The sequence below is a fragment of the Pseudomonas kilonensis genome (assembly GCF_001269885.1).
Taxonomy (GTDB): Bacteria; Pseudomonadota; Gammaproteobacteria; order Pseudomonadales; family Pseudomonadaceae; genus Aquipseudomonas; species Aquipseudomonas kilonensis.
Genome location: NZ_LHVH01000016.1, coordinates 41,219 through 65,447 on the forward strand (window position 1 = coordinate 41,219; position 24,229 = coordinate 65,447).

Annotated in this window: 22 protein-coding genes; 16 read left to right on the top strand and 6 right to left on the bottom strand. The window is 60.4% G+C overall.

Features of this window, described 5'->3' with window-relative positions; translation table 11 throughout:
- The first annotated feature begins 88 nt into the window (after positions 1–88).
- From AD662_RS06140 to AD662_RS06160, 5 genes are all read left to right on the top strand, one after another.
- Positions 89–997, top strand: a complete 909-nt coding sequence (locus AD662_RS06140) for a carbohydrate ABC transporter permease (RefSeq protein ID WP_003198535.1) — start codon at positions 89–91, stop codon at positions 995–997.
- Positions 990–1,835 (top strand): carbohydrate ABC transporter permease, encoded by an 846-nt coding sequence (locus AD662_RS06145; protein WP_014336917.1) that lies wholly within the window; start codon positions 990–992, stop codon positions 1,833–1,835. The genes AD662_RS06140 and AD662_RS06145 overlap by 8 nt, the downstream gene beginning before the upstream one ends.
- Positions 1,836–1,837: 2 nt before the next feature.
- Positions 1,838–2,998 carry an ABC transporter ATP-binding protein gene (locus AD662_RS06150; RefSeq protein ID WP_018611023.1) on the top strand — a complete coding sequence of 387 codons (1,161 nt, stop codon included), beginning with the start codon at positions 1,838–1,840 and terminating at the stop codon, positions 2,996–2,998.
- A 224-nt stretch (positions 2,999–3,222) separates the two neighbouring features.
- Entirely contained in the window at positions 3,223–4,569 is a 1,347-nt protein-coding gene (locus AD662_RS06155) for a carbohydrate porin (RefSeq protein ID WP_018611021.1), read from the top strand.
- Positions 4,570–4,817: 248 nt separating this feature from the next.
- A complete protein-coding gene (locus tag AD662_RS06160) occupies positions 4,818–5,672 on the top strand; it encodes a D-hexose-6-phosphate mutarotase (protein WP_014336920.1) in 855 nt (284 codons plus the stop codon).
- 115 nt (positions 5,673–5,787) lie between these two features.
- Here AD662_RS06160 and AD662_RS06165 read toward each other — a convergent pair whose 3' ends face one another.
- Entirely contained in the window at positions 5,788–6,648 is an 861-nt protein-coding gene (locus AD662_RS06165; protein ID WP_170842276.1) for a MurR/RpiR family transcriptional regulator, read from the bottom strand.
- A 196-nt stretch (positions 6,649–6,844) separates the two neighbouring features.
- Here AD662_RS06165 and zwf point away from each other — a divergent pair, with 196 nt between their 5' ends.
- The 3 genes from zwf to AD662_RS06180 are packed head-to-tail and all read left to right on the top strand — an operon-like array spanning position 6,845 to position 9,697.
- Positions 6,845–8,314, top strand: coding sequence for a glucose-6-phosphate dehydrogenase (gene zwf, locus AD662_RS06170; protein ID WP_018611016.1), 1,470 nt, complete (start codon positions 6,845–6,847; stop codon positions 8,312–8,314).
- Complete coding sequence (gene pgl / locus AD662_RS06175) at positions 8,301–9,014, top strand: 6-phosphogluconolactonase (RefSeq protein WP_018611014.1); 714 nt, start codon at positions 8,301–8,303, stop codon at positions 9,012–9,014. The genes zwf and pgl overlap by 14 nt, the downstream gene beginning before the upstream one ends.
- 17 nt (positions 9,015–9,031) lie before the next feature.
- Entirely contained in the window at positions 9,032–9,697 is a 666-nt protein-coding gene (locus AD662_RS06180; RefSeq protein WP_018611012.1) for a bifunctional 4-hydroxy-2-oxoglutarate aldolase/2-dehydro-3-deoxy-phosphogluconate aldolase, read from the top strand.
- Positions 9,698–9,941: 244 nt separating this feature from the next.
- Here the strand turns inward: AD662_RS06180 and AD662_RS06185 are convergent, their stop codons facing one another.
- On the bottom strand, positions 9,942–11,129 hold the full coding sequence (locus AD662_RS06185) for an aminotransferase class V-fold PLP-dependent enzyme (protein ID WP_053186056.1): 1,188 nt from the start codon (positions 11,127–11,129) through the stop codon (positions 9,942–9,944).
- A gap of 16 nt (positions 11,130–11,145) precedes the next feature.
- Entirely contained in the window at positions 11,146–11,382 is a 237-nt protein-coding gene (locus tag AD662_RS06190; RefSeq protein WP_014336924.1) for a DUF3820 family protein, read from the bottom strand.
- Positions 11,383–11,588: 206 nt separating this feature from the next.
- Between AD662_RS06190 and AD662_RS06195 the strand changes: the two genes are divergently transcribed.
- From AD662_RS06195 to AD662_RS06210, 4 genes are all read left to right on the top strand, one after another.
- Positions 11,589–12,053, top strand: coding sequence for a ferritin-like domain-containing protein (locus tag AD662_RS06195; RefSeq protein WP_053186059.1), 465 nt, complete (start codon positions 11,589–11,591; stop codon positions 12,051–12,053).
- A 382-nt stretch (positions 12,054–12,435) separates the two neighbouring features.
- Positions 12,436–14,436: an FUSC family protein gene (locus tag AD662_RS06200; RefSeq protein WP_053186062.1), complete on the top strand. Its 2,001-nt coding sequence runs from the start codon at positions 12,436–12,438 to the stop codon at positions 14,434–14,436.
- Positions 14,423–14,629 carry a DUF1656 domain-containing protein gene (locus AD662_RS06205; protein ID WP_003198565.1) on the top strand — a complete coding sequence of 69 codons (207 nt, stop codon included), beginning with the start codon at positions 14,423–14,425 and terminating at the stop codon, positions 14,627–14,629. The genes AD662_RS06200 and AD662_RS06205 overlap by 14 nt, the downstream gene beginning before the upstream one ends.
- Positions 14,630–14,638: 9 nt before the next feature.
- Positions 14,639–15,502, top strand: coding sequence for an efflux RND transporter periplasmic adaptor subunit (locus tag AD662_RS06210; RefSeq protein ID WP_018611004.1), 864 nt, complete (start codon positions 14,639–14,641; stop codon positions 15,500–15,502).
- 130 nt (positions 15,503–15,632) lie between these two features.
- On the opposite strand, the gene AD662_RS06215 is transcribed toward AD662_RS06210, so the two are convergent.
- Together AD662_RS06215 and AD662_RS06220 are read right to left on the bottom strand one after the other, a co-directional pair.
- Positions 15,633–16,103 (bottom strand): MaoC family dehydratase, encoded by a 471-nt coding sequence (locus tag AD662_RS06215; protein ID WP_014336929.1) that lies wholly within the window; start codon positions 16,101–16,103, stop codon positions 15,633–15,635.
- 44 nt (positions 16,104–16,147) lie between these two features.
- Positions 16,148–17,092 carry an alpha/beta hydrolase gene (locus AD662_RS06220; protein ID WP_053186066.1) on the bottom strand — a complete coding sequence of 315 codons (945 nt, stop codon included), beginning with the start codon at positions 17,090–17,092 and terminating at the stop codon, positions 16,148–16,150.
- Positions 17,093–17,305: 213 nt separating this feature from the next.
- On the opposite strand from AD662_RS06220, the gene fadD2 reads away from it, so the two are divergent.
- Both fadD2 and fadD1 read left to right on the top strand, forming a co-directional pair.
- Complete coding sequence (gene fadD2, locus AD662_RS06225; RefSeq protein WP_053186069.1) at positions 17,306–18,994, top strand: long-chain-fatty-acid--CoA ligase FadD2; 1,689 nt, start codon at positions 17,306–17,308, stop codon at positions 18,992–18,994.
- Positions 18,995–19,368: 374 nt separating this feature from the next.
- The gene (gene fadD1 / locus AD662_RS06230; protein WP_053186072.1) at positions 19,369–21,060 is read left to right on the top strand and encodes a long-chain-fatty-acid--CoA ligase FadD1; all 1,692 of its coding nucleotides are present in this window, start codon (positions 19,369–19,371) and stop codon (positions 21,058–21,060) included.
- A 939-nt stretch (positions 21,061–21,999) separates the two neighbouring features.
- On the opposite strand, the gene AD662_RS06245 is transcribed toward fadD1, so the two are convergent.
- Entirely contained in the window at positions 22,000–22,377 is a 378-nt protein-coding gene (locus AD662_RS06245; protein ID WP_018610995.1) for a hypothetical protein, read from the bottom strand.
- Positions 22,378–22,622: 245 nt separating this feature from the next.
- Here AD662_RS06245 and AD662_RS06250 point away from each other — a divergent pair, with 245 nt between their 5' ends.
- Entirely contained in the window at positions 22,623–23,573 is a 951-nt protein-coding gene (locus AD662_RS06250) for a YihY/virulence factor BrkB family protein (protein ID WP_018610993.1), read from the top strand.
- Positions 23,570–24,109: a peptide deformylase gene (gene def, locus AD662_RS06255; protein WP_018610991.1), complete on the top strand. Its 540-nt coding sequence runs from the start codon at positions 23,570–23,572 to the stop codon at positions 24,107–24,109. The genes AD662_RS06250 and def overlap by 4 nt, the downstream gene beginning before the upstream one ends.
- Positions 24,110–24,229 lie beyond the last annotated feature (120 nt).

The following is a 24,229-nucleotide window of genomic DNA, read 5'->3' on the forward strand; positions in this document are numbered from 1 at the left end:
GAGGTGCCTTCATCGCGAGCAAGCTCAGCTCCCACACAAGCTCGCTCCCACAAAGGGATGCCCTTGTAACCTTGTTTTGGATCTTCCCATGAGTTCTGTTGCTGTGTTCAGCAAGGCCTCGCCGTTCGATGCATTGCAGCGCTGGCTCCCGAAACTGGTGCTGGCGCCGAGCATGTTCATCGTCCTGGTGGGCTTCTATGGCTATATCTTGTGGACGTTCGTCCTGTCGTTCACCACTTCGACGTTCCTGCCGAACTACAAATGGGCAGGCCTGGCGCAATACGCCCGGCTGATGGACAACGACCGCTGGTGGGTGGCGAGCAAGAACCTGGCGCTGTTCGGCGGTCTGTTCATTGGCATCACCCTGGTGATCGGTGTGTTGCTGGCGGTGTTCCTCGACCAGCGCATTCGTCGCGAAGGTTTTATCCGCACCATTTACCTGTACCCGATGGCGCTCTCGATGATCGTCACCGGTACGGCCTGGAAATGGCTGCTCAACCCGGGCATGGGCCTGGACAAATTGTTGCGTGACTGGGGTTGGGAAGGCTTCCGCCTGGACTGGCTGATCGACCCGGATCGCGTGGTGTACTGCCTGGTGATCGCGGCGGTATGGCAGGCCTCGGGCTTCATCATGGCGATGTTCCTGGCCGGCCTGCGCGGTGTCGATCAATCGATCATCCGTGCCGCGCAGATCGATGGCGCAAGCATGCCGCGCATCTACTGGAAAGTGGTGCTGCCGAGCCTGCGTCCGGTGTTCTTCAGCGCCGTGATGATCCTGGCTCACATCGCGATCAAGAGCTTCGACCTGGTGGCGGCGATGACCGCCGGCGGCCCGGGTTACTCCTCCGACCTGCCAGCCATGTTCATGTATTCCTTCACGTTCAGTCGCGGTCAGATGGGCATGGGCTCGGCCAGTGCAATCCTGATGCTCGGTGCGATTCTCGCAATCATCGTGCCTTACCTGTACTCCGAGCTGAGGACCAAGCGTCATGACTAGTCTCGCTGCCAAACCTTCCCTCAGCCTGAGTCGCATCGCGATCTACGCGGTGCTGATCCTCGCTGTATTGCTTTACCTGGTGCCGTTGGTGGTCATGCTGTTGACCAGCTTCAAGACGCCGGAAGACATCAGCACCGGCAACCTGCTGAGCTGGCCGACCGTGGTCAGCGGCATCGGCTGGGTCAAGGCCTGGGCCACGGTCGACGGCTACTTCTGGAACTCGATCAAGATCACCGTCCCGGCGGTGCTGATCTCTACCGCCATCGGTGCCTTGAACGGCTACGTGTTGTCGATGTGGCGTTTTCGCGGTTCGCAGTTGTTCTTCGGCCTGTTGCTGTTCGGTTGCTTCCTGCCGTTCCAGACCGTCCTGCTGCCGGCCTCGTTCACCCTCGGCAAGATGGGCCTGGCCAGTACCACCACGGGCCTGGTGTTCGTGCACGTGGTCTACGGCCTGGCATTCACCACGCTGTTCTTCCGCAACTACTACGTCAGCATTCCCGATGCACTGGTGAAGGCGGCGCGGCTGGACGGTGCGGGGTTCTTCACCATCTTCCGGCGGATCATCCTGCCGATGTCCACCCCGATCATCATGGTCTGCCTGATCTGGCAGTTCACCCAGATCTGGAACGACTTCCTGTTCGGCGTGGTGTTTTCCAGCGGTGATTCGCAGCCCATCACGGTGGCGCTGAACAACTTGGTCAACACCAGTACCGGGGCCAAGGAATACAACGTGGACATGGCGGCGGCGATGATCGCCGGGCTGCCGACCCTGCTGGTCTATGTGGTCGCAGGCAAGTATTTCGTGCGCGGTCTGACGGCCGGCGCAGTCAAGGGGTAATCATGGCAACGCTTGAACTTCGCAACGTAAACAAGACCTATGGTGCCGGCCTGCCGGACACCCTGAAGAACATCGAGTTGTCGATCAAGGACGGTGAGTTCCTGATCCTCGTCGGGCCTTCGGGCTGCGGCAAGTCGACGCTGATGAACTGCATCGCCGGCCTTGAGACCATTACCGGTGGCGCGATCATGATCGGCGACCAGGACGTCAGCGGCATGAGCCCGAAGGATCGCGACATCGCCATGGTGTTCCAGTCCTACGCGCTGTACCCGACCATGAGCGTGCGCGAGAACATCGAGTTCGGCCTGAAAATCCGCAAGATGAAACAGTCGGACATCGACGAAGAAGTCAACCGCGTGGCCAAGCTGCTGCAGATCGAGCACCTGCTCAATCGCAAGCCCGGCCAGCTCTCTGGGGGGCAGCAACAGCGCGTGGCCATGGGCCGGGCGCTGGCGCGGCGGCCGAAGATCTACCTGTTCGACGAACCGCTGTCCAACCTCGACGCCAAGCTGCGGGTCGAGATGCGTACCGAAATGAAGCTGATGCACCAGCGCCTGAAGACCACCACGGTCTACGTGACCCACGACCAGATCGAAGCCATGACCCTGGGCGACAAAGTGGCGGTGATGAAGGACGGGATCATCCAGCAGTTCGGCACGCCAAAAGACATCTACACCAACCCGGCCAACCTGTTCGTGGCGAGCTTCATCGGTTCGCCACCGATGAACTTCATCCCGCTGCGCCTGCAACGCAAGGACGGTCGCCTGCTGGCGCTGCTCGACAGCGGCCAGGCCCGTTGCGAGCTGCCGATGGGCATGCAGGACGCGGGCCTGGAAGACCGCGAAGTGATCCTGGGCATGCGCCCGGAGCAGATCATGCTGGCCGGCAGCGAGCCCAATGGCTTGCCGACCATTCGCGCCGAAGTCCAGGTCACCGAGCCCACCGGGCCGGACACCCTGGTGTTCGTCAACCTCAACGACACCAAGGTCTGCTGCCGCCTGGCGCCGGACGTGGCGCCGCAAGTCGGGGAGACCCTGACGCTGCAATTCGATCCATCGAAAGTGTTGCTGTTCGACGCCAAGTCCGGCGAACGCCTGGGCGTGGCTGGCCAGCCGCAAGCCGATGCTCGGTCGGCGAACGTGGCGCAGTTCAAAGGTCGATGAAGAACAAATGGGGGAGGGGGCTTGTGGGAGCAAAGCTTGCTCGCGATGAACGATAACGCGGTCATTCGAAAGACCGAGGCGCTTTCATCGCGAGCAAGCTCAGCTCCCACACAAGCTCTCTCCCACAGGAAGGAGTATGCGGTGAGTGGGGGACCATCCGCCGCAATCGTTGTAAACCGCGTTAGATAAAAACAGTTAATAACAATAAAGACGAGGATGTAGGGATGAAGAAGAAAAATAACGCCCAGCTTATCTGCCAGTTGTCAGCCGTTGCGGCGATGATGCTGGCCGGTAGCGCACACGCTGCCGACGCGTTCAGCGCCGACTCGCAGTGGATGACGGGTGACTGGGGTGGCGAACGGACCAAGCTGATCGAGCAAGGTATCGATATCAAGGCTGACTTCGTCGGCGAGATGGGCGCCAACCTCCACGGCGGCTACAACGATGACAAGACCGCGCGCTGGTCCCAGCAGTTTGGCCTTGGGGTCGCCCTCGACCTGGAAAAACTGGCGGGCTGGGGTGATACGGAAGCCAAGATCCAGTTCACCCGGCGTGACGGTCGCAACATCTCCAACGACCGTATCGGTGATCCACGTGCCGGTACCCTCAGTTCCTCCCAGGAAGTCTGGGGCCGTGGGCAAACCACGCGTCTGACCCAGTTGTGGATCAAGCAGAAGTACTTCGACAGCAAACTGGATGTCAAAGCCGGTTATTTCGGTGAGGGCGAAGACTTCAACACCTTCCCGTGCGAGTTCCAGAACCTGGCGTTCTGCGGTTCGCAAGCGGGTAACTGGGCGACCGGCATCTGGTACAACTGGCCGATCATGCAGGCGGCGATTCGCGTCAAATACAACCTCACGCCTGAGCTCTATGCGCAAATCGGCGCCTACAACCAGAACCCTTCGCAACTGGAAAACAACAACCGCTACAAGCTGAGCGGCAGCGGTACCAAGGGTACCCTTATTCCGGTCGAATTGGTCTGGTCCCCCAAGATCAATAACTTGCCGGGCGAATACCGTGTCGGTTACTACAAAAGTACGGCCAAGGCTGATGACGTCCGTGAGGACGAAGATGGCAACGACGCCGCCACCACCCGCAACGCCTACCGCAGCCACAGCAGCAAGGACGGCTACTGGTTCGTCGCGCAGCAACAGCTCACCACCCACAACGGTGACGCTTCGCGCGGCCTGAACATCGCGGCCAACGCGACTTTCCATGACAAGGAAACCAACGTCGTCGACAACTACCAGTCGTTGATGTTCGTGTACAAGGGGCCGTTCGATGCGCGTCCGAAAGACGATGTCGGGATCGGTTTCTCGCGTATCCATGTCAACGAAGACGTGAAGAAAAACGCCGAGTTGGTCAACGCCGCCAATGGCGTCAGCGACTACGATGATCCGCTGTTCTCGCCGCTGCGCAGCACTGAGTACAACTACGAGATCAACTACGGTTTCCACGTGACCAACTGGCTGACCGTGCGTCCGAACCTGCAATACATCACCCACCCAGGTGGTGTGGATGAAGTCGACAACGCGCTGGTGGCCGGCCTGAAAATTCAGTCGGTGTTCTAACGCTGTTGCGATAAGCTCCTCTCTATGTGCGCATATTTGCGGACGGCCAAGGCTGTCCGCTTTTTTTTGCAAGGTGGCTGGCACAGAACCTGTGGGAGCAAGGCTTGCCCGCGATGAAGACAACGCGGTCTCCCAGGGAAGCGAGGCGCTTGCATCGCGAGCAAGCTTTGCTCCCACAGATAAATCGCCTTGCCGCAACAAGCGTTGCAAACAGATGAGCAACTCAATGATTTCCAGGACCGCGGCCCATGCATGAGCATCCGCTACAACGCTTTTTCAGATCCTTGCGCGAACGCCCGGTGTTCGCGTGGGAGCGCTATCGGCAGCGCGATGTGTTGGTAATCGACCACCCGTTGTGCCAGGCGGTGTTCAGTCGCCAGGGCGCGCAGTTGCTGCATTTTCAGCCCAAAGGCCAGAAACCCTGGTTGTGGTGCGCGTCCAAGTGGCCGCAAGTGGGGGCGATACGCGGCGGGGTGCCGGTGTGCTGGCCGTGGTATGGCCGCCATCCCAGCGAAAACGCCTGGCCGTCCCACGGTTGGGCGCGGTTGATCGATTGGAAACTGCTCGACAGCCGCAGTGATGACGACGGTGTGCATTTGCACTGGCAACTGCAGTTGTGCGACTGGCAAGTGGACCTGCATGCAGACTTGGGTGAACGCATGGAGCTGCGCTTGAGCACCGAGCACCAGGACAGCCTGCCATGCCAGTTAAGCCAGGCTTTGCACGCCTATTGGCGTATCGGTGACGTCGGTGAGGTAGCGCTGTCTGGTCTCGAAGGCGCCCAGGGCTACGACCAGTTGAGCCGTGCGGTTTGCCAGCAGGAAGGCGAGTTGCGGGTCGAGGGTGGCTGCCAGCGGGTGTTCCAGCATGAGGGCGAATTGCAGCTCAAGGACCACGCCTGGCAGCGCGAATTGTGCATCGACACCGGCGACAGCGCCGACACCGTGGTCTGGCATCCTGGCGCACGGCCGTTGCTGGGGGTGAGTTGGGATGAAGTCAGCGAATTCGTCTGCGTCGAAGCGGCCAGTGGCGGCACCGACAGCCTGTGCCTGGCGCCGGGGGAGCGGGCGCACCTGAGTTTACAAGCGCGGGTGGGGGCTTAACTCTGGATGATCGTTCCCACGCTCCGCGTGGGAATGCCTCTATGGACGCTCCGCGTCTGACGCAGAGCGTCACGGGATGCATTCCCACGCAGAGCGTGGGAACGATCGGAATGGGTCAGTTGAACTCATCCCCCACCGGATACCGGCTGGCGTTCAAGCTTTCCTTGATCTTGCGCAGATGCGGCTGGAAGTCCACGCCCCGACGCAGGGTCATGCCGGTGGCGAGCACGTCCAGTACGGTGAGCTGGATGATCCGCGAGGTCATCGGCATATAGATATCAGTGTCTTCGGGCAGGGGGATGTTCAGGCTCAGGGTACTGGCCTTGGCCAGTGGCGAGCCTTCGGCGGTCAGGCCCAGCACCGACGCGCCGTTTTCCCGGGCGATGCGCGCCACTTCCACCAGCTCACGGGTACGACCGGTGTAGGAAATGATCACGAACAGTTCACCGGTATGGGCCACCGACGCGATCATGCGCTGCATCAGTACGTCGGCGTGGGCGGTCACCGCCAGGTTGAAGCGGAAAAACTTGTGCTGGGCATCCAGCGCCACCGGGGCGGAGGCGCCGAGGCCGAAGAAGTGGATCTGCCGGGCCTGGATCAGCAGATCCACCGCGCGACTGATCAAATTGGGATCAAGGGCCTGGCAGGCGCTGTCCAATGAGGCAATGGCACTGCCAAAGATTTTTCGGGTGTAGGCTTCCGGGTTGTCGTCGGCCTCCACCGCACGGCTCACATAAGCAGCGCCGCTGGCCAGGCTTTGGGCCAGTTGCAGCTTGAGCTCCGGGTAACCGCTGACGCCGAACGAGCGGCAGAAACGGTTGACGGTCGGTTCGCTGACCGAAGCCGCCTGGGCGAGGGCGGCGATGCTGAAGCGGGTCGCCTGCTGCGGGTTGAGCAGGATGATCTCGGCCACCTTGCGTTCGGCCTTGTTCAGGTCTTCAAGGCGACTCTGGATCTGTTCCAGTAAATTTCGCACGCGGTCCATACAAGATTCCTAGGAAGACGGGTCTTTGATACGACCCTTTGCGGTGGCCTATCCTACTGATGGCTCCGACGGACCACCACTCGGAATCGGTATTTTCGAAAAATGTTGTGGTTATTACTACATTTTTCCTTGAGTGATGCCTTGAAAAAAGGTATTTGTAGTTTAACTTGATAAAAGAACAAACATCATGCCTTCGATTACGGTTGAACCGTGCACCTTTGCCTTGTTTGGCGCGTTGGGCGATCTGGCCTTGCGCAAGCTCTTTCCTGCCCTCTATCAGCTCGATGGCGCCCAGTTGTTGCACGAGGACACGCGAATCATTGCGCTGGCCCGTGAACCCGGCGGCGAGCAGCAGCACCTGGCATTCATCGCCGCCGAACTGCGGCGCTACGTCGGTGAAAAAGACCTGGACGAAGCCGTGTTCGAGCGCTTCCTGGCGCGATTGACTTACCTGCACGTGGATTTCCTCAAGGCCGACGATTACGTCACCTTGGCCGAAGCGGCCGGCTCGACCCAGCAGGTCATTGCCTATTTCGCCACCCCTGCTGCGGTGTATGGGGCGATCTGCGAGAACCTGGCGAAGGTTGGCTTGAGCGAAAACACCCGTGTCGTGCTGGAGAAGCCCATCGGTTCGGACCTGGAGTCTTCGCGCAAGGTCAACGACGCCGTGGCGCAGTTCTTCCCGGAAAACCGTACCTATCGCATCGACCATTACCTGGGCAAAGAGACGGTCCAGAACCTGATCGCGCTGCGGTTCGCCAACAGCCTGTTCGAAACCCAGTGGAACCAGAACTACATTTCCCACGTGGAAATCACCGTGGCCGAGAAGGTCGGTATCGAAGGCCGCTGGGGCTATTTCGACAAGGCCGGTCAACTGCGGGACATGATCCAGAACCACCTGTTGCAGCTGCTGTGCCTGATCGCCATGGACCCACCGGCCGACTTGTCCGCCGACAGCATCCGTGACGAGAAGGTCAAGGTGCTCAAGGCCCTGGCGCCGATCAGCCCGGAAGGCCTGACCACCCAGGTGGTGCGCGGCCAGTACATCGCCGGCCACAGCGAAGGCAAGGCAGTGCCTGGCTACCTCGAAGAACCCAACTCCAATACCCAGAGCGACACCGAGACGTTCGTCGCCCTGCGCGCCGACATCCGCAACTGGCGTTGGGCCGGCGTGCCGTTTTACCTGCGTACCGGCAAGCGCATGCCGCAAAAGCTGTCGCAGATCGTCATCCACTTCAAGGAACCGTCCCACTACATCTTCGCGCCCGAGCAGCGCTTGCAGATCAGCAACAAGCTGATCATCCGCCTGCAACCGGACGAAGGGATTTCCTTGCGAGTGATGACCAAGGAGCAGGGCCTGGACAAGGGCATGCAATTGCGCAGCGGTCCGTTGCAACTCAACTTCTCCGACACCTATCGCAGCGCACGGATTCCCGATGCCTACGAGCGGTTGTTGCTGGAAGTCATGAACGGCAATCAGAACCTGTTTGTCCGTAAAGATGAAATTGAAGCCGCGTGGACGTGGTGTGACCAGTTGATCGCCGGATGGAAGAAATCCGGCGATGCGCCCAAGCCGTATGCGGCTGGGTCCTGGGGGCCGATGAGCTCCATTGCACTGATCACGCGGGATGGGAGGTCATGGTATGGCGATATCTGAATTGAAACTGCCGCAGGGCGTTCGCGCCCATGAATTCAAGAACCCGGTGGTGCTGGCCGAAGGCCTGGCGCTGAACGTGGCCGAGCAGTTGCGCAACGCAATCGAGGCGCGCGGTGCGGCGACCCTGGTGGTCTCTGGTGGCCGCAGCCCGGTGGCGTTTTTCCAGCACCTGGCCAAGCAGGCGCTGGACTGGTCCAACGTGGTGGTCAGCCTGGCCGATGAGCGCTGGGTACCGGTTGAACACGCCGACAGCAACGCCGGCCTGCTCAAGCGTTACCTGCTGCAAGGCGCGGCAGCCAAGGCCCAGTTCCTGAGCCTTTACAGCGCCAGTGCCAATCTGGAAGCGGCTGCTGAGCAGGCCGATCGTCTGTTGGCCGAGTTGCCGCCGATCGACGTGCTGGTATTGGGCATGGGCGATGACGGGCACACCGCCTCGCTGTTCCCTGACAGCCCGAACCTGGCCCAGGCCCTGGACGCCAATGGCACACGTCGCTGCTGGCCGATGCTGGCGCCGACCGTGCCGCACCAGCGCCTGACCATGAGCCGCGCCTTGCTGGCTTCGGCGCAACACAAAGTGCTGTCGATTTCCGGTCAGTCGAAATTGACCACCTTGAACGCTGCGGTGGCGGGTGACGATGTCGCCGAAATGCCGATCCGCGCGTTTTTGCAACCTACGTTAGAGATTTACTGGTGCCCATGAACCAAGGATCAGCCGCTATGACAAACCCATCCCCGACCGTTTCCATGGCGGACAAAGTTGCCCTGATCGACAGCCTCTGCGCCAAGGCGCGGATCCTGCCGGTGATCACCATCGCCCGTGAACAGGACATCCTGCCGCTGGCCGATGCCCTGGCTGCCGGTGGCCTGACGGCGCTGGAAGTGACGCTGCGTTCCCAATACGGCCTCAAGGCTATCCAGGTGCTGCGCGAGCAGCGTCCGGAACTGGTGACCGGTGCCGGCACGGTGCTCGACCGCCACATGCTGGACGCCGCCGAGGCGGCCGGTTCGCAGTTCATCGTCACTCCGGGCATCACCCGTGATCTGCTCGAGGCCAGCGTCTACAGCTCTATCCCGTTACTGCCTGGCATCAGCAACGCCTCGGGCATCATGGAAGGCTACAGCCTGGGCTATCGCCGCTTCAAACTGTTCCCGGCCGAAGTCAGCGGCGGCGTCGCGGCCATCAAGGCCTTGGGTGGTCCGTTCGGCGAAGTGAAATTCTGCCCGACCGGCGGCGTGAGCCCGGCCAACATCAAGAGCTACATGGCGTTGAAAAACGTGATGTGCGTGGGCGGAAGCTGGATGCTTGATCCTGAGTGGATCAAGAACGGCGACTGGGCCCGCATTCAGGAATGCACTGCTGAGGCCTTGGCGCTGCTGGACTGATTGTTTTACCGAACCTCGTTGGGTGTTCTACGGTTTTACGGTGCGCTTGGTCGGCGCGCCGTTTTTTTTTGCCTGGGTTTTATCTCACCAAGCAGGATGAACACTGAATTTGTGGCGAGGGGATTTATCCCCGCTGGGCTGCACAGCAGCCCCAAACAAGGTTGACTCAACCTATCTGACGCACCGAGTTGTCAGGTTTTGGGGCCGCTGCGCGCCCCAGCGGGGATAAATCCCCTCGCCACAACTACATTCGGCTCAGGTGAATAAGTGCTTTGGTCAACCGCTCGATATCACTCGCCAAGGTTATCAGCCCCGGGGTAATGCGAATGCACGGCCCGACGCTGGTGTGGCGTACCACCGTGAAGATCCCATGCTCGTGGAGCAATCGATCGGCCATCGCCTGTTGATCGGCCTGGGCGGTGAAGCGCATCGCGGTGATCCCGCAATAGAGACGCCGGTCATCCGAGGTCATGACTTCGATGCCCGGCACATCGCGCACGGCGCTCACCCATAGGTCGCGCAGATAACAGAGGCGCGCGCCTTTGGCCGAAGCGCCACCCAGGGCCTGGTGTTCTTCGAAGACCAGCGGCAGGGTGAGCAGGGCAGGGATGTTGGGCGTGCTGTGGGGTGTACGTGAGCGGACGTCGGTGGCGGGGTAGCTGTCTTCGTCCATGTCCGGGTCGATGTCGGCCAAGCGCTGCGGGGCGATGTACAGGAAGCCCTGGGAGAGGGGCCCGCCGATCCACTTCTGCAGGTTGAACCCGGCGAATTCGATCCCGAGCTTCTTCAGGTCGAAATCGATCTGGCCCAGGGCGTGGGCCCCGTCGAGGATGATGTCGACGGCGAACTCGCGGGCATTCTCGGCAATGGCCTGGACCGGCATCACCAGCCCGGTGAGGTGGTTGACGTAGGTCAGCGCCATCAGCTTGAGGTGCGGGTAGCGAATGAACGCTTCGCGATAAGTGCCCACCAGGCTTTCGAAACTGGCAGGGTGCTGGTGGACGATTTCGATCACCTCCACGCCACGCTGGCGGGCCAGCCAGCGCATGGCGCTTTTGACCGAGGCATATTCCAGATCACAGATCAGCACTTGATCGCCCGGCTTGAGGCCGTTGTAGTTGCGAATCAGCGTCTGCAAGGCGTCCACCGCGCTACCGGCCAATGCCACGCTCTGGGGGGATGCGTGGATCAGCCGGGCTACCTGTCGACGAATGGCTTCGCCGTGTTCACGGTCGAAATGCTGGCGCACGTACACCGAGTTACCCCGGTTGATGAATTCGATGTTGCGCTGGTACTCCTCCACCACGGTGCGGGACATGCGCCCGAAGTAGCCATTTTCCAGATTGAGTGGCCCGGCGGGATCGACGTCGTAGCGGCCGACAAACGTCTGCCAGAAAGCTTCATCATGGGCGCGTAGCGTGTTTTCGGGCATGACGGGGCTCAACTGGTCAGGGGCGAGGCTTGGGTTTGCCGTGTTTGGCACGCAATGGATCGAGCAGGTCCGACAGCCCGTTGTGATCGATTTCCTGCATCAGCGCCAGCAAACCACCCAGTTCACCGTGAGGAAAACCCTCGCGGGCGAACCAGTTCAGGTATTGACCGGGCAGGTCAGCCAGGATTCGACCCTTGTATTTGCCGAACGGCATTTGACGCGTGATGAGCAATTCGAGCTTTTCCGGGTTCATGGCAATCGTCTTGATTCAAATCTGCTTCGAAAATACAGGCATTCTGCATGCAGGCCAAATGACAGATCATGCAAATAGCGCGGATACAGATTTCAGAGTGTTTGTTAACTAATTGATTTTTAAATGATTTTGTTGTGGTTGATGGCTGGCATGGCTGATGCAATATCCCTTGCAAGGTTTTTATTCACCCGCAAAGGAACTGAAAAATGACTGACATCAACAAAGAATCCATCTCCGTCTTGAACGACCTGATCGAGACCAGCAAAGATGGCCAGGAAGGCTTCAAGACCTGCGCTCAAGACATCAAGCACCCACAACTCAAGGCGCTGTTCGTTCAACGTGCTGCGGATTGCGCGACCGCTGCGGCCGAGCTGCAAGCGGCGGTTCGTTCCCTGGGTGGCGATCCGGAAACCTCCACCAGCGTCGCTGGTGACCTGCACCGTCGTTGGGTGGACGTGAAAGCGATGTTCACCAGCAAGGACGAAGAAGCGGTGCTCAACGAAGCCGAGCGCGGCGAAGATCATGCGCTCAAGGCCTATAAAGAAGCGCTCGAGAAAATCAGCAAGCACAACCTGGTGGGTATCCGTGATCTGGTTGAGCGTCAGTACCACGGTGTGCAACGCAACCATGACCAGGTCAAGGCCCTGCGTAACCAGGCGCGCGCCAGCTAAACACCGCGTCCCGATCGAAAAAACGCCAGCATGCCTGGCGTTTTTTTGTGGCGACGACTCAGATTTAAGGTGAACACTGTTGTGGCGAGGGGATTTATCCCCGCTGGGCTGCATAGCAGCCCCAGCCCCTAGTATCACTGCGCCGTGTCAGCCTGAACACGGGGGCTGCTTCGCAACCCAGCGGGGATAAATCCCCTCGCCACAAGGTCAGGGCGAGTGAGGGAGATGGCATTTCAACTCACTCAGCATCAAACAGAAAAAGTGTGTTGTTAAATCCATCAATAATCAGCTCTGGACTCGAATAGATAGCTAGCTAATAATTGCACCGCCGATCCCTTGCATTGCATCTATTGTTACTGGCATCCCCCAAAGAGTTTTTCGCGTGCCCATAACCTTCCAGGCCTTGTTTGCCCCTGACCGTCTCGCTTTGCAGTTCGCCATCAAGACCGTGCTTGGCGCTGGGCTGGCGTTGTGGCTGGCGTTGCGCTGGGGGTTGGAGCAGCCGTCATGGGCGCTGATGACCGCGATCATCGTCGCCCAGCCACTGTCCGGGATGGTGGTTCAAAAGGGCTTGGCGCGATTGCTCGGCACGTTGGTGGGCACCGTCATGTCGGTGGTGTTCATGGGCCTGTTTGCCCAGGCGCCCTGGTTGTTCCTGCTGGCCTTGGCGCTCTGGCTGGGGTTGTGCACAGCCTGTTCGACGCTGCTGCGCAGTGCCTGGTCGTATTCATTCGTGTTGGCCGGCTACACAGTGGCGATCATTGCCTTGCCGGCCATTTCCCACCCGTTGGGTATATTCGACCAGGCGGTGGCGCGCTGCACCGAGATCAGCCTGGGCATCGTCTGCGCCACGGCGGCCAGTGCCTTGCTCTGGCCGTTGCGGGTCGAGCGGCAATTGGCCGGTCAGGCGTTTGCTGCCTGGCAGAGCGGTATGCAGGCAGCCCGTGCCACCCTGGCTGGCGATGCCCAGGCCCGTAAAGGGTTGCTGGAAATCCTGGGCAGGATTGTCGCGGTGGATGCCCAGCGCGAACATGCCTGGTTCGAAGGCAGCCGTGGCCGACAGCGCGCCCGGGCTATCAGCGGCTTGAGCCAGAAATTGCTGATGCTGCTGCGCCTTTCGCGCTCGGTGCGTCGGCAGTGGAAACAGCTCGACCCCGAGGAGGCCGAGGCACTCCAGCCGTGGATGAACGAGGTGCAGCAAGCCCTCGACACCGACGGTGCAACCCTGCAAGCCTTGCGCCCCCGGGTATGGGATGCGTCTCACGACCCGCAGATCAGCTCGGCGCAAAGTTACTGCCTGGCGCGGTTCGCCTTGTTGCTCGATACCGCCCTGGCCGCCTGCGCGGCCTTGACGGCGGTGCAGGAGGGCAGGGCGGCGGCGGATCCACCGCGAACCCTGGCGCCTCATCGTGATCTGTCCCTGGCCATGGTCTTCGGCGCGCGCAGCGCCCTGGCGTTCTTGGTCGTTGCCGGTTTCTGGTTGGCGACCGCCTGGCCCGCCGCATCGGGCGCGATGCTGTTGACGTGCGTGGTGTGCAGCCTGTTTGCCAGTCGCGAAAACGGCGCGCAGATCGGCATGAGTTTTCTGCGCGGCATTCTGTTGGCCGTGCCGACGGCGTTCGTGATTGGCGAGCTTTTGCTACCGCAATGGAGCAGCTTTGCGATGCTGTGCATGGCCATGGGCGTGCCGTTGTTTTTCGGTGCGCTGGGTATGGCCAAGCCGCAGATCTTCGCCACGGCGACGTCGTTCTGCCTGCATTTTGTGGTGTTGATTTCACCGCTCAATGCTATGAAGTACGACGTCGCGGCGTTCTTCAACAACGCCCAGGCCATGATGATCGGCGTGGGCGCGGCGGTGCTGGCCTTCAATCTGCTGATTTTGCGCAACCCGGCCTGGCACAGCCGCCGGCTGCTGGCCGCGACCCTCCACGATCTGGTGCGTTTGACCCATCGCAGCTTGCGTGGCGCCGAGAGCTGGTTCGGCGGGCGCATGGCTGACCGGCTGTTGCAGTTGGCGCGGCATTATCCTGAATTGCCGGTGCAGGCGCGCAGCCGTTGGGATGATGGTTTGCTTGGCCTGGACATCGGCGATGAACTGTTGCATTTGCGCCTGAGCCTGGCCGTCGCCCAAGTGCCTGATACCCGGGCGCAGCGTCGTTATTTCGAAGCGCTGGAGCAGGTGCTTGAACACGGCCCGACCGGTGACCAGGCCGATGCGCTGGCCCCGGCAAGCGCCGAGTTTCTGAAGGTGTTGTCGACCCAGCCGCCCGGTGACGCACTGAAGCTGGCCCAGGGCGCGGTGGTGCAATTGCAAAACAGCTGGCGCGCCTGGTGCCGCCAGCACGAACCTGAACGACGGGAGCACAGCCATGGGCTTGCGTGAGTGGTCGATTGGCGGGGTGTTGCTCAGCCCGTTCCTGATTTATGTGGTGCTGGCGTTGCTGGTGACCGGTGCGTTGCGCCTGTTGCTCAGCCTGGTGCCGGCCGGGCGCTGGATCTGGCATGAAGCCTTGTTCGACTGCGCCCTGTATGTCTGTGTCCTGACCGTTATTACCGTGGTCCTCGGGCCGCTATAGGAGTTGAACATGCGTACATCCGTACGTGTCGCCGTCACGCTGTGCATGGTGGCCGTGGCGATTTTCGCCGGGTTTCACTTGTGGCAGTACTACATGCTCACACCCTGGACCCGCGATGCGCGGATCCGCGCCGACGTGGTGGTGATTGCCCCCGACGTGTCGGGTTGGGTGCGCGAGCTCAAGGCGGTGGATAACCAACAGGTCAAGGCCGGCGATGTGTTGCTGAGTATCGACCGTGAGCGTTTCGAGGCAGCGCTGGAGAAGGCACGGGCCGTTGTGCAGACGCGCCAGCAGCAACTGAGCCTGCGCGAACACGAAGCCAGCCGCCGCGCCGCCCTTGGGCCCCAGGCCATCAGCGCCGAACTGCGGGAAAACGCCCAGATCAACGCCGGCATCGCCCGAGGCGAACTGCGCGAAGCCCAGGCCGAGGCCAAGGTCGCCGAACTGAACCTGGCGCGCAGCCAGGTCCTGGCCCCACGCAACGGCCACATCACCAACCTGCGCCTGGCCGAAGGCAACTACGTGAATGCCGGGCAGCCGGTGATGGCGCTGATCGACGACTCGACGTTCTATGTGCAGGCCTATTTCGAAGAAACCAAGTTGCCGAGGATTCGCGTAGGCGATCCGGTCAAGATCTGGCTGATGAGCGCCGGCCATGCACTGGAGGGCCATGTCGAGAGCATCAGCCGTGGCATTACCGACCGCAACACCAACCCCGATGCACAGTTGCTGGCGGAGGTCGAGCCGACCTTCAACTGGGTGCGCCTGGCCCAGCGGATACCGGTGCGGATCAAGTTGGACAAGGTGCCGGAGGGGGTGAACCTGAGCGCGGGGATGACGGCGAGCGTGCAGGTGCGCGAAGACTCGCCTTAAATGTGGGAGCAAGGCTTGCCCGCGATGAAGATAACTCAGTCTCTCAGGGAACCGAGGCGCCTGCATCGCGAGCAAGCTTTGCTCCCACATTTATGGCTCGCCACAAGTCATTCACTTTAGATCGCGGTAATCAACCCACAGTAATCGCCGGCAACGTCGGCAAGGTCACGGTCTGCTGCTTGCGCGGTGCGAGGATTTCGGCTTCGCCGTCCACCACCAGCTCATCGCGCTGGTTGAACACGCGGGTGGCGATGCGTACACGGAACTTCGGCAGTTTTTCCAGGATTTCCAGGCGCACGGTCAGGGTGTCGCCGATTTTCACCGGTTTCTGGAAGCTCATCTGCTGGCCGATGTAGATGGTGCCCGGCCCAGGCAGCTCGCAGGCCACCGCCGCGCTGATCAGCGCACCGCTGAACATGCCATGGGCGATGCGCTCCTTGAACATGCTCGCTGCGGCGAACTCGGCGTCCAGGTGCACCGGGTTGTGATCGCCCGACATCGCCGCGAACAGCTGGATGTCACGCTCTTCGACGGTCTTGCTGTAGCTGGCGGTCTGGCCAATTTCGAGGGCTTCGTAAGGGGTGTTGGTAACCTGGGTCATCTGTTTCAAATCCTGTGACGGGGTAAAGGAAAAACGCGGCAAGCCTACTCGCTACGTGGCGGCCGCTTGTGGCTCAGGGTCTGGGCAATCCAGGCCAGCACGTCGGCGGTCACTTCATCGCGGTTGGTTTCATTGAACAATTCGTGCCGGGCCTGTGGGTAAATCGTCAATTGCAGGTGCTGGCTGCCGGCGTCGCGCAGGGCGTCGGCCAGATCCTTCAGACGCTTGCCTTCGCTCACCGGATCACATTCGCCGCCGATCACCAGCAGGGGCAGGCCCGGATCGATCTGGGCGAGATTGGACGCTTTGCTGATTTGCTGCAAGCCACCGAGCAGATCGACCCACAGTTGATTGGTGCAGCGAAAGCCGCACAGCGGGTCGTGGACGTACTTGTCGACTTCGGCCGGGTCGCGGCTGAGCCAGTCGAAGGGGGTACGCGTGGGTTTGAATTTCTTGTTGAAACTGCCGAACGACAGCCACTCGATCAACGCGCTGCGCCCCGTGGCACCCTGGCGCCAGCGTTCGAAGCGGGCGATCAGGCGAGCGCTGCGGTAGAGCGTCACCGGCTGAAAGTTCGAGCCGCTGAGAATCGCCCCGTGCAGGCTGGCGCTGTGATGCAACAAATAACCCTGGGCGATGTAGCTGCCCATGCTGTGGCCCAGCAGCAGGATGGGGGTATCGGGATATTGCTGGACGATGTGGTGGTTGAGGCTGGCCAGGTCGCCCACGACCTTGAGCCAACCGTCCTCATCGGCAAAGTGACCGAGAATCGCTTCCTCGCCCGTCTTGCCATGGCCGCGCAGGTCCACAGCGCAGACACCGTAGCCCTCGTCGCACAGTGCCTGGGCCAGGCGGGCGTAGCGGCCGCTGTGTTCGGCCATGCCATGGGCCAGCATGATCACCGCCAACGGGGCGGTTTCAGGCAGCCACTGGTTGACGAACAGGCGGCTATGGTCGGTCGCGGTCAGCCAGAACGTTTGGTGGATCATGGCGATTCCTTTTGTGCAGCGTCGCTGCATTGTATAGCGCATCCTTTGCGTCTCGCCTGATCAGGCCACACCTAGGCAAGAAGATTCACACAATCTATGACGCAGGTTGCCATATTTGCCTGATTGGCCATAGCTGCTAGTGTCCCAGGAGTTCCACCTCTGCAAGCGATACAGAGGCGGCCCGGACATGCTCAGGTAAAGAGGACAAAAACAATGCAGCCTGATTTCTGGAATGACAAGCGCCCGACCGGCGTGCCCCTGGATGTTGACCTTGGGGCCTACAAGTCGGTGATCGAGGTGTTCGAACGTTCCTGTAAGAAATTTGCCGACCGTCCGGCGTTCAGCAACATGGGGGTGACGCTCACCTATGCCGAGCTGGAGCGCTACAGCGCGGCTTTCGCCGGCTACCTGCAAGCCCATACCGACCTGGCGCCAGGTGATCGAATCGCGGTGCAGATGCCTAATATCCTGCAGTATCCGATCGCCGTGTTCGGTGCCTTGCGCGCCGGGCTGGTCGTGGTCAACACCAACCCGTTGTACACCGCGCGGGAAATGCGTCATCAGTTCAAGGACTCCGGTGCCCGGGCGCTGGTGTACCTGAATATGTTCGGGCAGAAAGTCCAGGAGGTGTTGCCCGATACGGACCTGCAGTACCTGATCGAAGCGAAGATGGGCGACCTGATGCCCACTGCCAAGGGCTGGCTGGTCAACACGATGGTGAGCAAGGTCAAGAAAATGGTCCCGGCCTATTCGCTGCCCCAGGCCATTTCCTTCAAGAGCGCCTTGCGCCTGGGACGCGGCCAGGGCATCAAGCCGCTGAACGTCAGCCTCGATGACATTGCGGTGTTGCAGTACACCGGCGGCACCACCGGGTTGGCGAAGGGCGCAATGCTGACCCACGGCAACCTGGTGGCCAACATGCAACAGGCCCGGGCCTGCCTGGGGCAGCTCGGCGATGACGGCCATCCACTGTTGCGCGAAGGCCAGGAGGTCATGATCGCACCGCTGCCGCTGTACCATATCTATGCATTCACGGCGAACTGCATGTGCATGATGGTGACCGGCAATCACAACGTGCTGATCACCAATCCGCGGGACATCGGTGGTTTCATCAAGGAACTGAAGAACTGGCGTTTCTCGCTGCTGCTGGGACTCAACACGTTGTTCGTGGCACTGATGGACCATCCGGATTTCAAGACCCTGGATTTTTCCAACCTCAAGGTCACCAACTCAGGTGGCACGGCGCTGATCAAGGCCACCGCCGAACGTTGGGAGCAGATCACCGGTTGCGGCATCACCGAAGGTTATGGTTTGACCGAAACCTCGCCAGTGGCCAGTGCCAATCCTTACGGTGGCAAGTCCCGGTTGGGCACGGTGGGGATGCCGGTGCCGGGCACGCTGATGAAAGTGATCAACGACGATGGCGTTGAGCAGCCCCTGGGCGAGCGCGGCGAGCTGTGCATCAAGGGCCCGCAGATCATGAAAGGCTACTGGAACAAGCCTGAGGCTACCGCGGAAGTGCTGGACAATGAGGGCTGGTTCAAGTCCGGCGATATCGCGGTGATCGACCCGGACGGTTTCGTGCGCATCGTCGACCGCAAGAAGGACATGATCATCGTCTCGGGTTTCAATGTGTACCCCAACGAGATCGAAGACGTGGTGATGGCCCATCCCAAGGTGGCCAACTGCGCAGTGATCGGCGTGCCGGACGAACGTTCGGGGGAGGCGGTGAAGCTGTTCGTGGTGGCGCGCGAAACCGGCGTCAGCCTTGAAGAACTCAAGGCCTACTGCAAGGAGAACTTCACCGGCTACAAGATTCCCAAGCACATCGTGCTGCGGGAGTCGTTGCCCATGACCCCGGTGGGCAAGATTCTGCGGCGGGAGTTGCGGGATATCGCCTGAGGCCCGCCGGGGTATCTGTCCTGACGAAAACCTGTGGGAGCACAGCTTGCTCGCGATAGCGGTGGAACAGCCTCATTTGTATTGGCTGACATACCTCCATCGCGAGCAAGCTGTGCTCCCACAGTTGTTTGATTCAGAGAGATTTAATAGGGCGTAGGTTTTTTACTCTAAAAGTGACCATAAAGTATTTGTGAGTCATGTTTGTGACTGTGGTGGCTGCTTTTGGCTCTAGGCGGCCCTCGGCAAAGCTGCTACTCTCGGCGCGCTTTTGTGACTTCTCGGCCTTGATTCAAGCCAGATTCACCAATAAACACACACCAATAATAATCGCATCAAATGCGGTGAGAATTCGCGTTGCTGAGGAGTGGGCTTCCATGATTGAAGACTTTTGGAAGGATAAGTACCCAGCTGGGATTGCTGCCGACATCAATCCAGACGAGTATCCGAATATTCAGGCGGTGTTGAAGCAGTCCTGCCAACGCTTTGCCAACAAGCCGGCATTCAGCAACCTCGGCAAGACGATCACCTACGGTGAGCTTTACGAGTTGTCCGGGGCGTTTGCCGCGTACCTGCAACAGCATACCGATTTACAGCCGGGCGATCGAATCGCCGTGCAACTGCCCAACGTTCTCCAGTACCCGGTGGCCGTGTTCGGTGCGATCCGCGCAGGGCTGATCGTGGTCAACACCAACCCGCTGTACACCGCGCGGGAAATGGAACACCAGTTCAACGACTCCGGGGCCAAGGCGCTGGTGTGCCTGGCGAACATGGCGCACCTGGCCGAGACCGTGGTACCCAAGACGGGCGTCAAGCACGTCATCGTCACCGAAGTTGCCGACCTGCTGCCGCCGCTCAAGCGCCTGTTGATCAACAGCGTGATCAAGTACGTCAAGAAGATGGTCCCGACCTATCACTTGCCCAAGGCCGTCAAGTTCAACGACGTGCTGAGCAAAGGCCACGGCCAGCCCGTGAGCGAAGCCAACCCCACCAGCGACGATGTCGCCGTGCTGCAATACACCGGCGGCACCACCGGCGTGGCCAAGGGCGCGATGCTCACCCACCGCAACCTGGTGGCGAACATGTTGCAGTGCAAGGCGCTGATGGGCTCCAACCTCAATGAAGGTTGCGAGATTCTGATTACGCCGCTGCCGCTGTACCACATCTATGCCTTCACCTTTCATTGCATGGCGATGATGCTGATCGGCAACCACAACATCCTGATCAGCAACCCGCGCGACCTGCCGGCGATGGTCAAGGAGCTGTCGAAGTGGAAGTTCAGCGGTTTCGTCGGCCTCAATACCCTGTTCGTGGCCCTGTGCAACAACGAAGCCTTCCGCAAGCTGGATTTCTCAGCCCTGAAAGTCACCCTGTCTGGTGGCATGGCCTTGCAACTGGCAGCGGCTGAGCGTTGGAAGGCGGTGACCGGTTGCCCGATCTGCGAAGGCTACGGCATGACCGAGACCAGCCCGGTGGCTACCGTCAACCCGATCCAGAAGATCCAGGTCGGTACCATCGGCATTCCGGTGCCGTCGACGCTGTGCAAGGTGATCAATGACGCGGGCGTCGAACAGCCATTGGGCGAAATCGGCGAATTGTGTGTGAAAGGTCCGCAGGTCATGAAGGGCTACTGGCAGCGCCAGGACGCCACCGACGAGATCCTCGACAGCGAAGGCTGGCTCAAGACCGGTGACATTGCGCTGATCCAGCCGGACGGCTACATGCGCATCGTCGATCGCAAGAAAGACATGATTCTGATCTCCGGTTTCAACGTTTACCCCAACGAACTGGAAGACGTGCTGGCAACCCTGCCGGGTGTGCTGCAGTGCGCGGCCATCGGCATTCCGGACGAGAAGTCTGGCGAGGCGATCAAGATCTTCATCGTTGCACGGCCGGGTGTCACGTTGACCAAGGAACAGGTGATGGAACACATGCGTGCCAACGTCACCGGCTACAAAGTGCCCAGGGCCGTGGAGTTCCGTGATGCCTTGCCGACGACCAACGTGGGCAAGATCCTGCGGCGCGAGTTGCGGGATGAAGAGCTCAGGAAGCTGGGTTTGAAGAAGTAAGACCGTTGCCAATGAAGAGCCCCGCTGATGCGGTAATGCTGTTCACTTAAAGAAACGGCGCTTTTCTGAGGAGGGAAAGCGCCGTTTTCTTTTGGGCTGGATTGGGGGCATATCCTTTGCTGCGGTCACGGCTGCTGGCGGTTCCGCTCTTACAGCGGGTCACTTTTGGAAGAGCGCCAAAAGTAACCAAAAGCGCTTTGCCCCACCACTCGGTGCCTCGCCTAGGCTCGGCATGCCTGAACGAAGGCATTGCTCCGTGGGCCCGCCGCGAAGGGCCATCCATGGCCCAGCGCGGCTACCTCGGCATCCATGCCGAGGTGCCCACTGCGCAACACCTTCGTTCAGCCATCGTGGTTAACGGGGCGCCCGAGATCAACGTCCACCGCGAGGCGGCCTTATAGCCGACCTGGTTCTTGGTGGGACCGCGTTTCTCCTGTGGGAGCGGGCTTGCTCGCGAAGGCGGTGTGTCAGTTTGCGGTGATGTTGGATGTGCCGGCGCCATCGCGAGCAAGCTCGTTCCAACAGGTTTTGCGGTGTGTATGGGTTTTCTGTCTGCTGAAGATCCAATGTGGGAGCGAGCTTGCTCGCGATAGCGGTGGTGCAATCACATGGATACTGGACATGCACCGCTCTTGCTTTGCTTTTGATCTTGATCTGGACGCCCCGTTAAACCACGCTGGCCGAACGCAGGCATTGCGCAGTGGGCACCTCGGCATGGATGCCGAGGTAGCCGCGCTGGGCCATGGATGGCCCTTCGCGGCGGCCCACGGAGCAATGCCGGAGTGAGGGCACACCGAGCCTAGGCGAGGTGCCGAGTGGTGGGGCAAAGCGCTTTTGGTTACTTTTGGCGCTCTTCCAAAAGTGACCCGCCGTAAGGGCGGAACCATAAGCCGCCGTTACGCAAAAAACGGATATACACACCAAAGCTAGGAAATCGCATTACAACCTGAACTGCGCAAAATCCAGATTGGTGCCACCGGGCCGCATGTCCTGAAGATAGGAGTCCTTGTCAGCACTCAGTTCCAGACTCAAGGCTGCCTTGCGTTTCCCCTGGTTGCGCACTTCCAGGCCTTCCATCTTTTCGCGCAGGAACACGGTCGGCACTTTCAGGTGCAGCAGCTCATCGGTGGCCGGCGTGTGCAGCAGCAGGTGAATCCATTCGTATTGACCGATGGCCAGGCGCCCCACCGGGATATCGAACCAGAAGATGTTGCGGTTACGGTTCAATTCGCTGAAGTGGCAGTTGTTGACGCCCAGTACGGCGCCGCCCAGATCCTGGTTTCTGCGGGCGATGGCCTGCTTTTTATCGAGTTTCATAACGTTCCTACGGGGTTGGAGCTTCAGGCCGCAGCCTGAATACGTGGGGCATTCTCGGTGGTTGCCGGGCAAACATAAAGCCCCGCTTGTAGGAACAATGAAACTTGGCTCGGCAATCGCCGGTCAATTCAGCGTCGGGCATGAAAGACGAAATTGATCCGAAGTCGCCAAACAGGCTACTTTGTTGTGATAACGGCCCTTGAGTCGCCAAGCGACCCCCTTTTTTGCGGCGAAAGGAGACGCACATGATGTTCCCGGCCTTGAAAGGCTTACCCTTGCATCGTGTGATGATGCGCACCGTGACCGAGTTTCTCGACGACGAGATGTCGACCTACGCCTCGGCATTGGCGTACCAAATGCTGTTTTCGCTGTTTCCTTTCATCCTCTTTTTGATCGCCTTGATCGGCTTCCTGCACCTGCCGGACTTCTTCTCCTGGCTGCGCCTGCAATCGGAACTGGTGCTGCCGCCCCAGGCCCTGGAGCAGGTCAACCCGGTGATCGACCAGCTCCAGCAATCCAAGGGCGGGTTGTTGTCGGTGGGTATCGTCATTGCCTTGTGGACCGCCTCGGCGGGCGTGCGGTTGATGATGAGCGCGATGAACGCCGCCTATGATGTGGTGGAAGGCCGCCCGGCCTGGAAGCGTTTTCCGCTGTCGATCTTCTACACGGTCGGCATCGCCGGCATGCTGCTGGCCGCTGCGGCGCTGATGGTGCTCGGGCCACAGGTGATGGGCTGGATCGCGGCCCAGGTCGGCTTGGAGGAGTTCATTGTCACGCTCTGGACGATCGTGCGCTGGCCAGTGATCGTGATCTTGCTGATGGTCGCCGTGGCCTTGATCTATTACGTGATGCCCGACGTCAAACAAGAGTTTCGCTTCATCACCCCGGGGTCGGTGCTGGCGGTGGTGGTGTGGATCATCGCCTCCCTGGGCTTCGCGTTTTACGTCAAGACCTTTGCCAACTACAACGCCATGTATGGCAGCATCGGTGCGATCATCGTGTTGTTGCTGTATTTCTATATCTCTGCGGCGGTGCTGTTGCTCGGTGCAGAGATGAATGCGGTCATCGAGCACATGTCCACTGAAGGCAAGAACCCGGGCGAAAAGAGCGCGGGCGAGCACGAAAAGCAGCATGTGTCGGGCCTGGGCCGCGACCATTCCATCCCTCATCCCCACCCTGACGAAGCCCGACCATGATCCGTGAAATCCTGAAAATGGGCGACGAACGCCTGCTGCGCATCGCCCCGCCGGTGCCTGCCGACATGTTCGACAGCCCGGAATTGTGGCAATTGATCGACGACATGTTCCAGACCATGGAAAGTGTCGGCGGCGTCGGCCTGGCGGCGCCACAGATCGGCGTGGACCTGCAACTGGTGATCTTCGGATTCGAGCACAGCGAGCGTTACCCCGACGCCGAGGCGGTGCCCCAGACCATCCTGATCAACCCGCTGATCACCCCGCTGGGCCCGCAGATGGAAGAGGGCTTCGAAGGTTGCCTGTCAGTGCCGGGCCTGCGCGGGGCGGTGGATCGCTACCAGGACATCCGCTACGAAGGCTTCGATCCCAAGGGCGAGCCGATCGTGCGTTACGCGTCGGGCTTTCATGCGCGGGTGGTGCAGCATGAATGCGATCACTTGATCGGGCGCTTGTACCCGTCGCGCATCAGTGACTTCAGCAAGTTCGGGTTTACCGAAGTGATGTTCCCGGACCTGGACCCCACGGCCGACGACTAACCCATGATCGACATACATCCCCTGTGGGAGCGAGCCTGCCCGCGATAGCGGTGTATCAGCCAACTCATCTGCTGGATGTAAAACCGCAATCGCGAGCAGGCTCGCTCCCACAGTGGATTG

Coding starts and splice junctions, on each gene's coding strand:
- AD662_RS06215 (WP_014336929.1), bottom strand. CDS start 16,103: ATGACCCAGGTTACCAACACCCCTTACGAAGCCCTCGAAATTGGCCAG.
- AD662_RS06245 (WP_018610995.1), bottom strand. CDS start 22,377: ATGAAACTCGATAAAAAGCAGGCCATCGCCCGCAGAAACCAGGATCTG.
- AD662_RS06140 (WP_003198535.1), top strand. CDS start 89: ATGAGTTCTGTTGCTGTGTTCAGCAAGGCCTCGCCGTTCGATGCATTG.
- AD662_RS06220 (WP_053186066.1), bottom strand. CDS start 17,092: ATGATCCACCAAACGTTCTGGCTGACCGCGACCGACCATAGCCGCCTG.
- AD662_RS06250 (WP_018610993.1), top strand. CDS start 22,623: ATGATGTTCCCGGCCTTGAAAGGCTTACCCTTGCATCGTGTGATGATG.
- AD662_RS06205 (WP_003198565.1), top strand. CDS start 14,423: ATGGGCTTGCGTGAGTGGTCGATTGGCGGGGTGTTGCTCAGCCCGTTC.
- AD662_RS06155 (WP_018611021.1), top strand. CDS start 3,223: ATGAAGAAGAAAAATAACGCCCAGCTTATCTGCCAGTTGTCAGCCGTT.
- AD662_RS06185 (WP_053186056.1), bottom strand. CDS start 11,129: ATGCCCGAAAACACGCTACGCGCCCATGATGAAGCTTTCTGGCAGACG.
- zwf (WP_018611016.1), top strand. CDS start 6,845: ATGCCTTCGATTACGGTTGAACCGTGCACCTTTGCCTTGTTTGGCGCG.
- AD662_RS06190 (WP_014336924.1), bottom strand. CDS start 11,382: ATGAACCCGGAAAAGCTCGAATTGCTCATCACGCGTCAAATGCCGTTC.
- fadD1 (WP_053186072.1), top strand. CDS start 19,369: ATGATTGAAGACTTTTGGAAGGATAAGTACCCAGCTGGGATTGCTGCC.
- AD662_RS06160 (WP_014336920.1), top strand. CDS start 4,818: ATGCATGAGCATCCGCTACAACGCTTTTTCAGATCCTTGCGCGAACGC.
- AD662_RS06180 (WP_018611012.1), top strand. CDS start 9,032: ATGACAAACCCATCCCCGACCGTTTCCATGGCGGACAAAGTTGCCCTG.
- AD662_RS06210 (WP_018611004.1), top strand. CDS start 14,639: ATGCGTACATCCGTACGTGTCGCCGTCACGCTGTGCATGGTGGCCGTG.
- AD662_RS06150 (WP_018611023.1), top strand. CDS start 1,838: ATGGCAACGCTTGAACTTCGCAACGTAAACAAGACCTATGGTGCCGGC.
- def (WP_018610991.1), top strand. CDS start 23,570: ATGATCCGTGAAATCCTGAAAATGGGCGACGAACGCCTGCTGCGCATC.
- fadD2 (WP_053186069.1), top strand. CDS start 17,306: ATGCAGCCTGATTTCTGGAATGACAAGCGCCCGACCGGCGTGCCCCTG.
- pgl (WP_018611014.1), top strand. CDS start 8,301: ATGGCGATATCTGAATTGAAACTGCCGCAGGGCGTTCGCGCCCATGAA.
- AD662_RS06195 (WP_053186059.1), top strand. CDS start 11,589: ATGACTGACATCAACAAAGAATCCATCTCCGTCTTGAACGACCTGATC.
- AD662_RS06145 (WP_014336917.1), top strand. CDS start 990: ATGACTAGTCTCGCTGCCAAACCTTCCCTCAGCCTGAGTCGCATCGCG.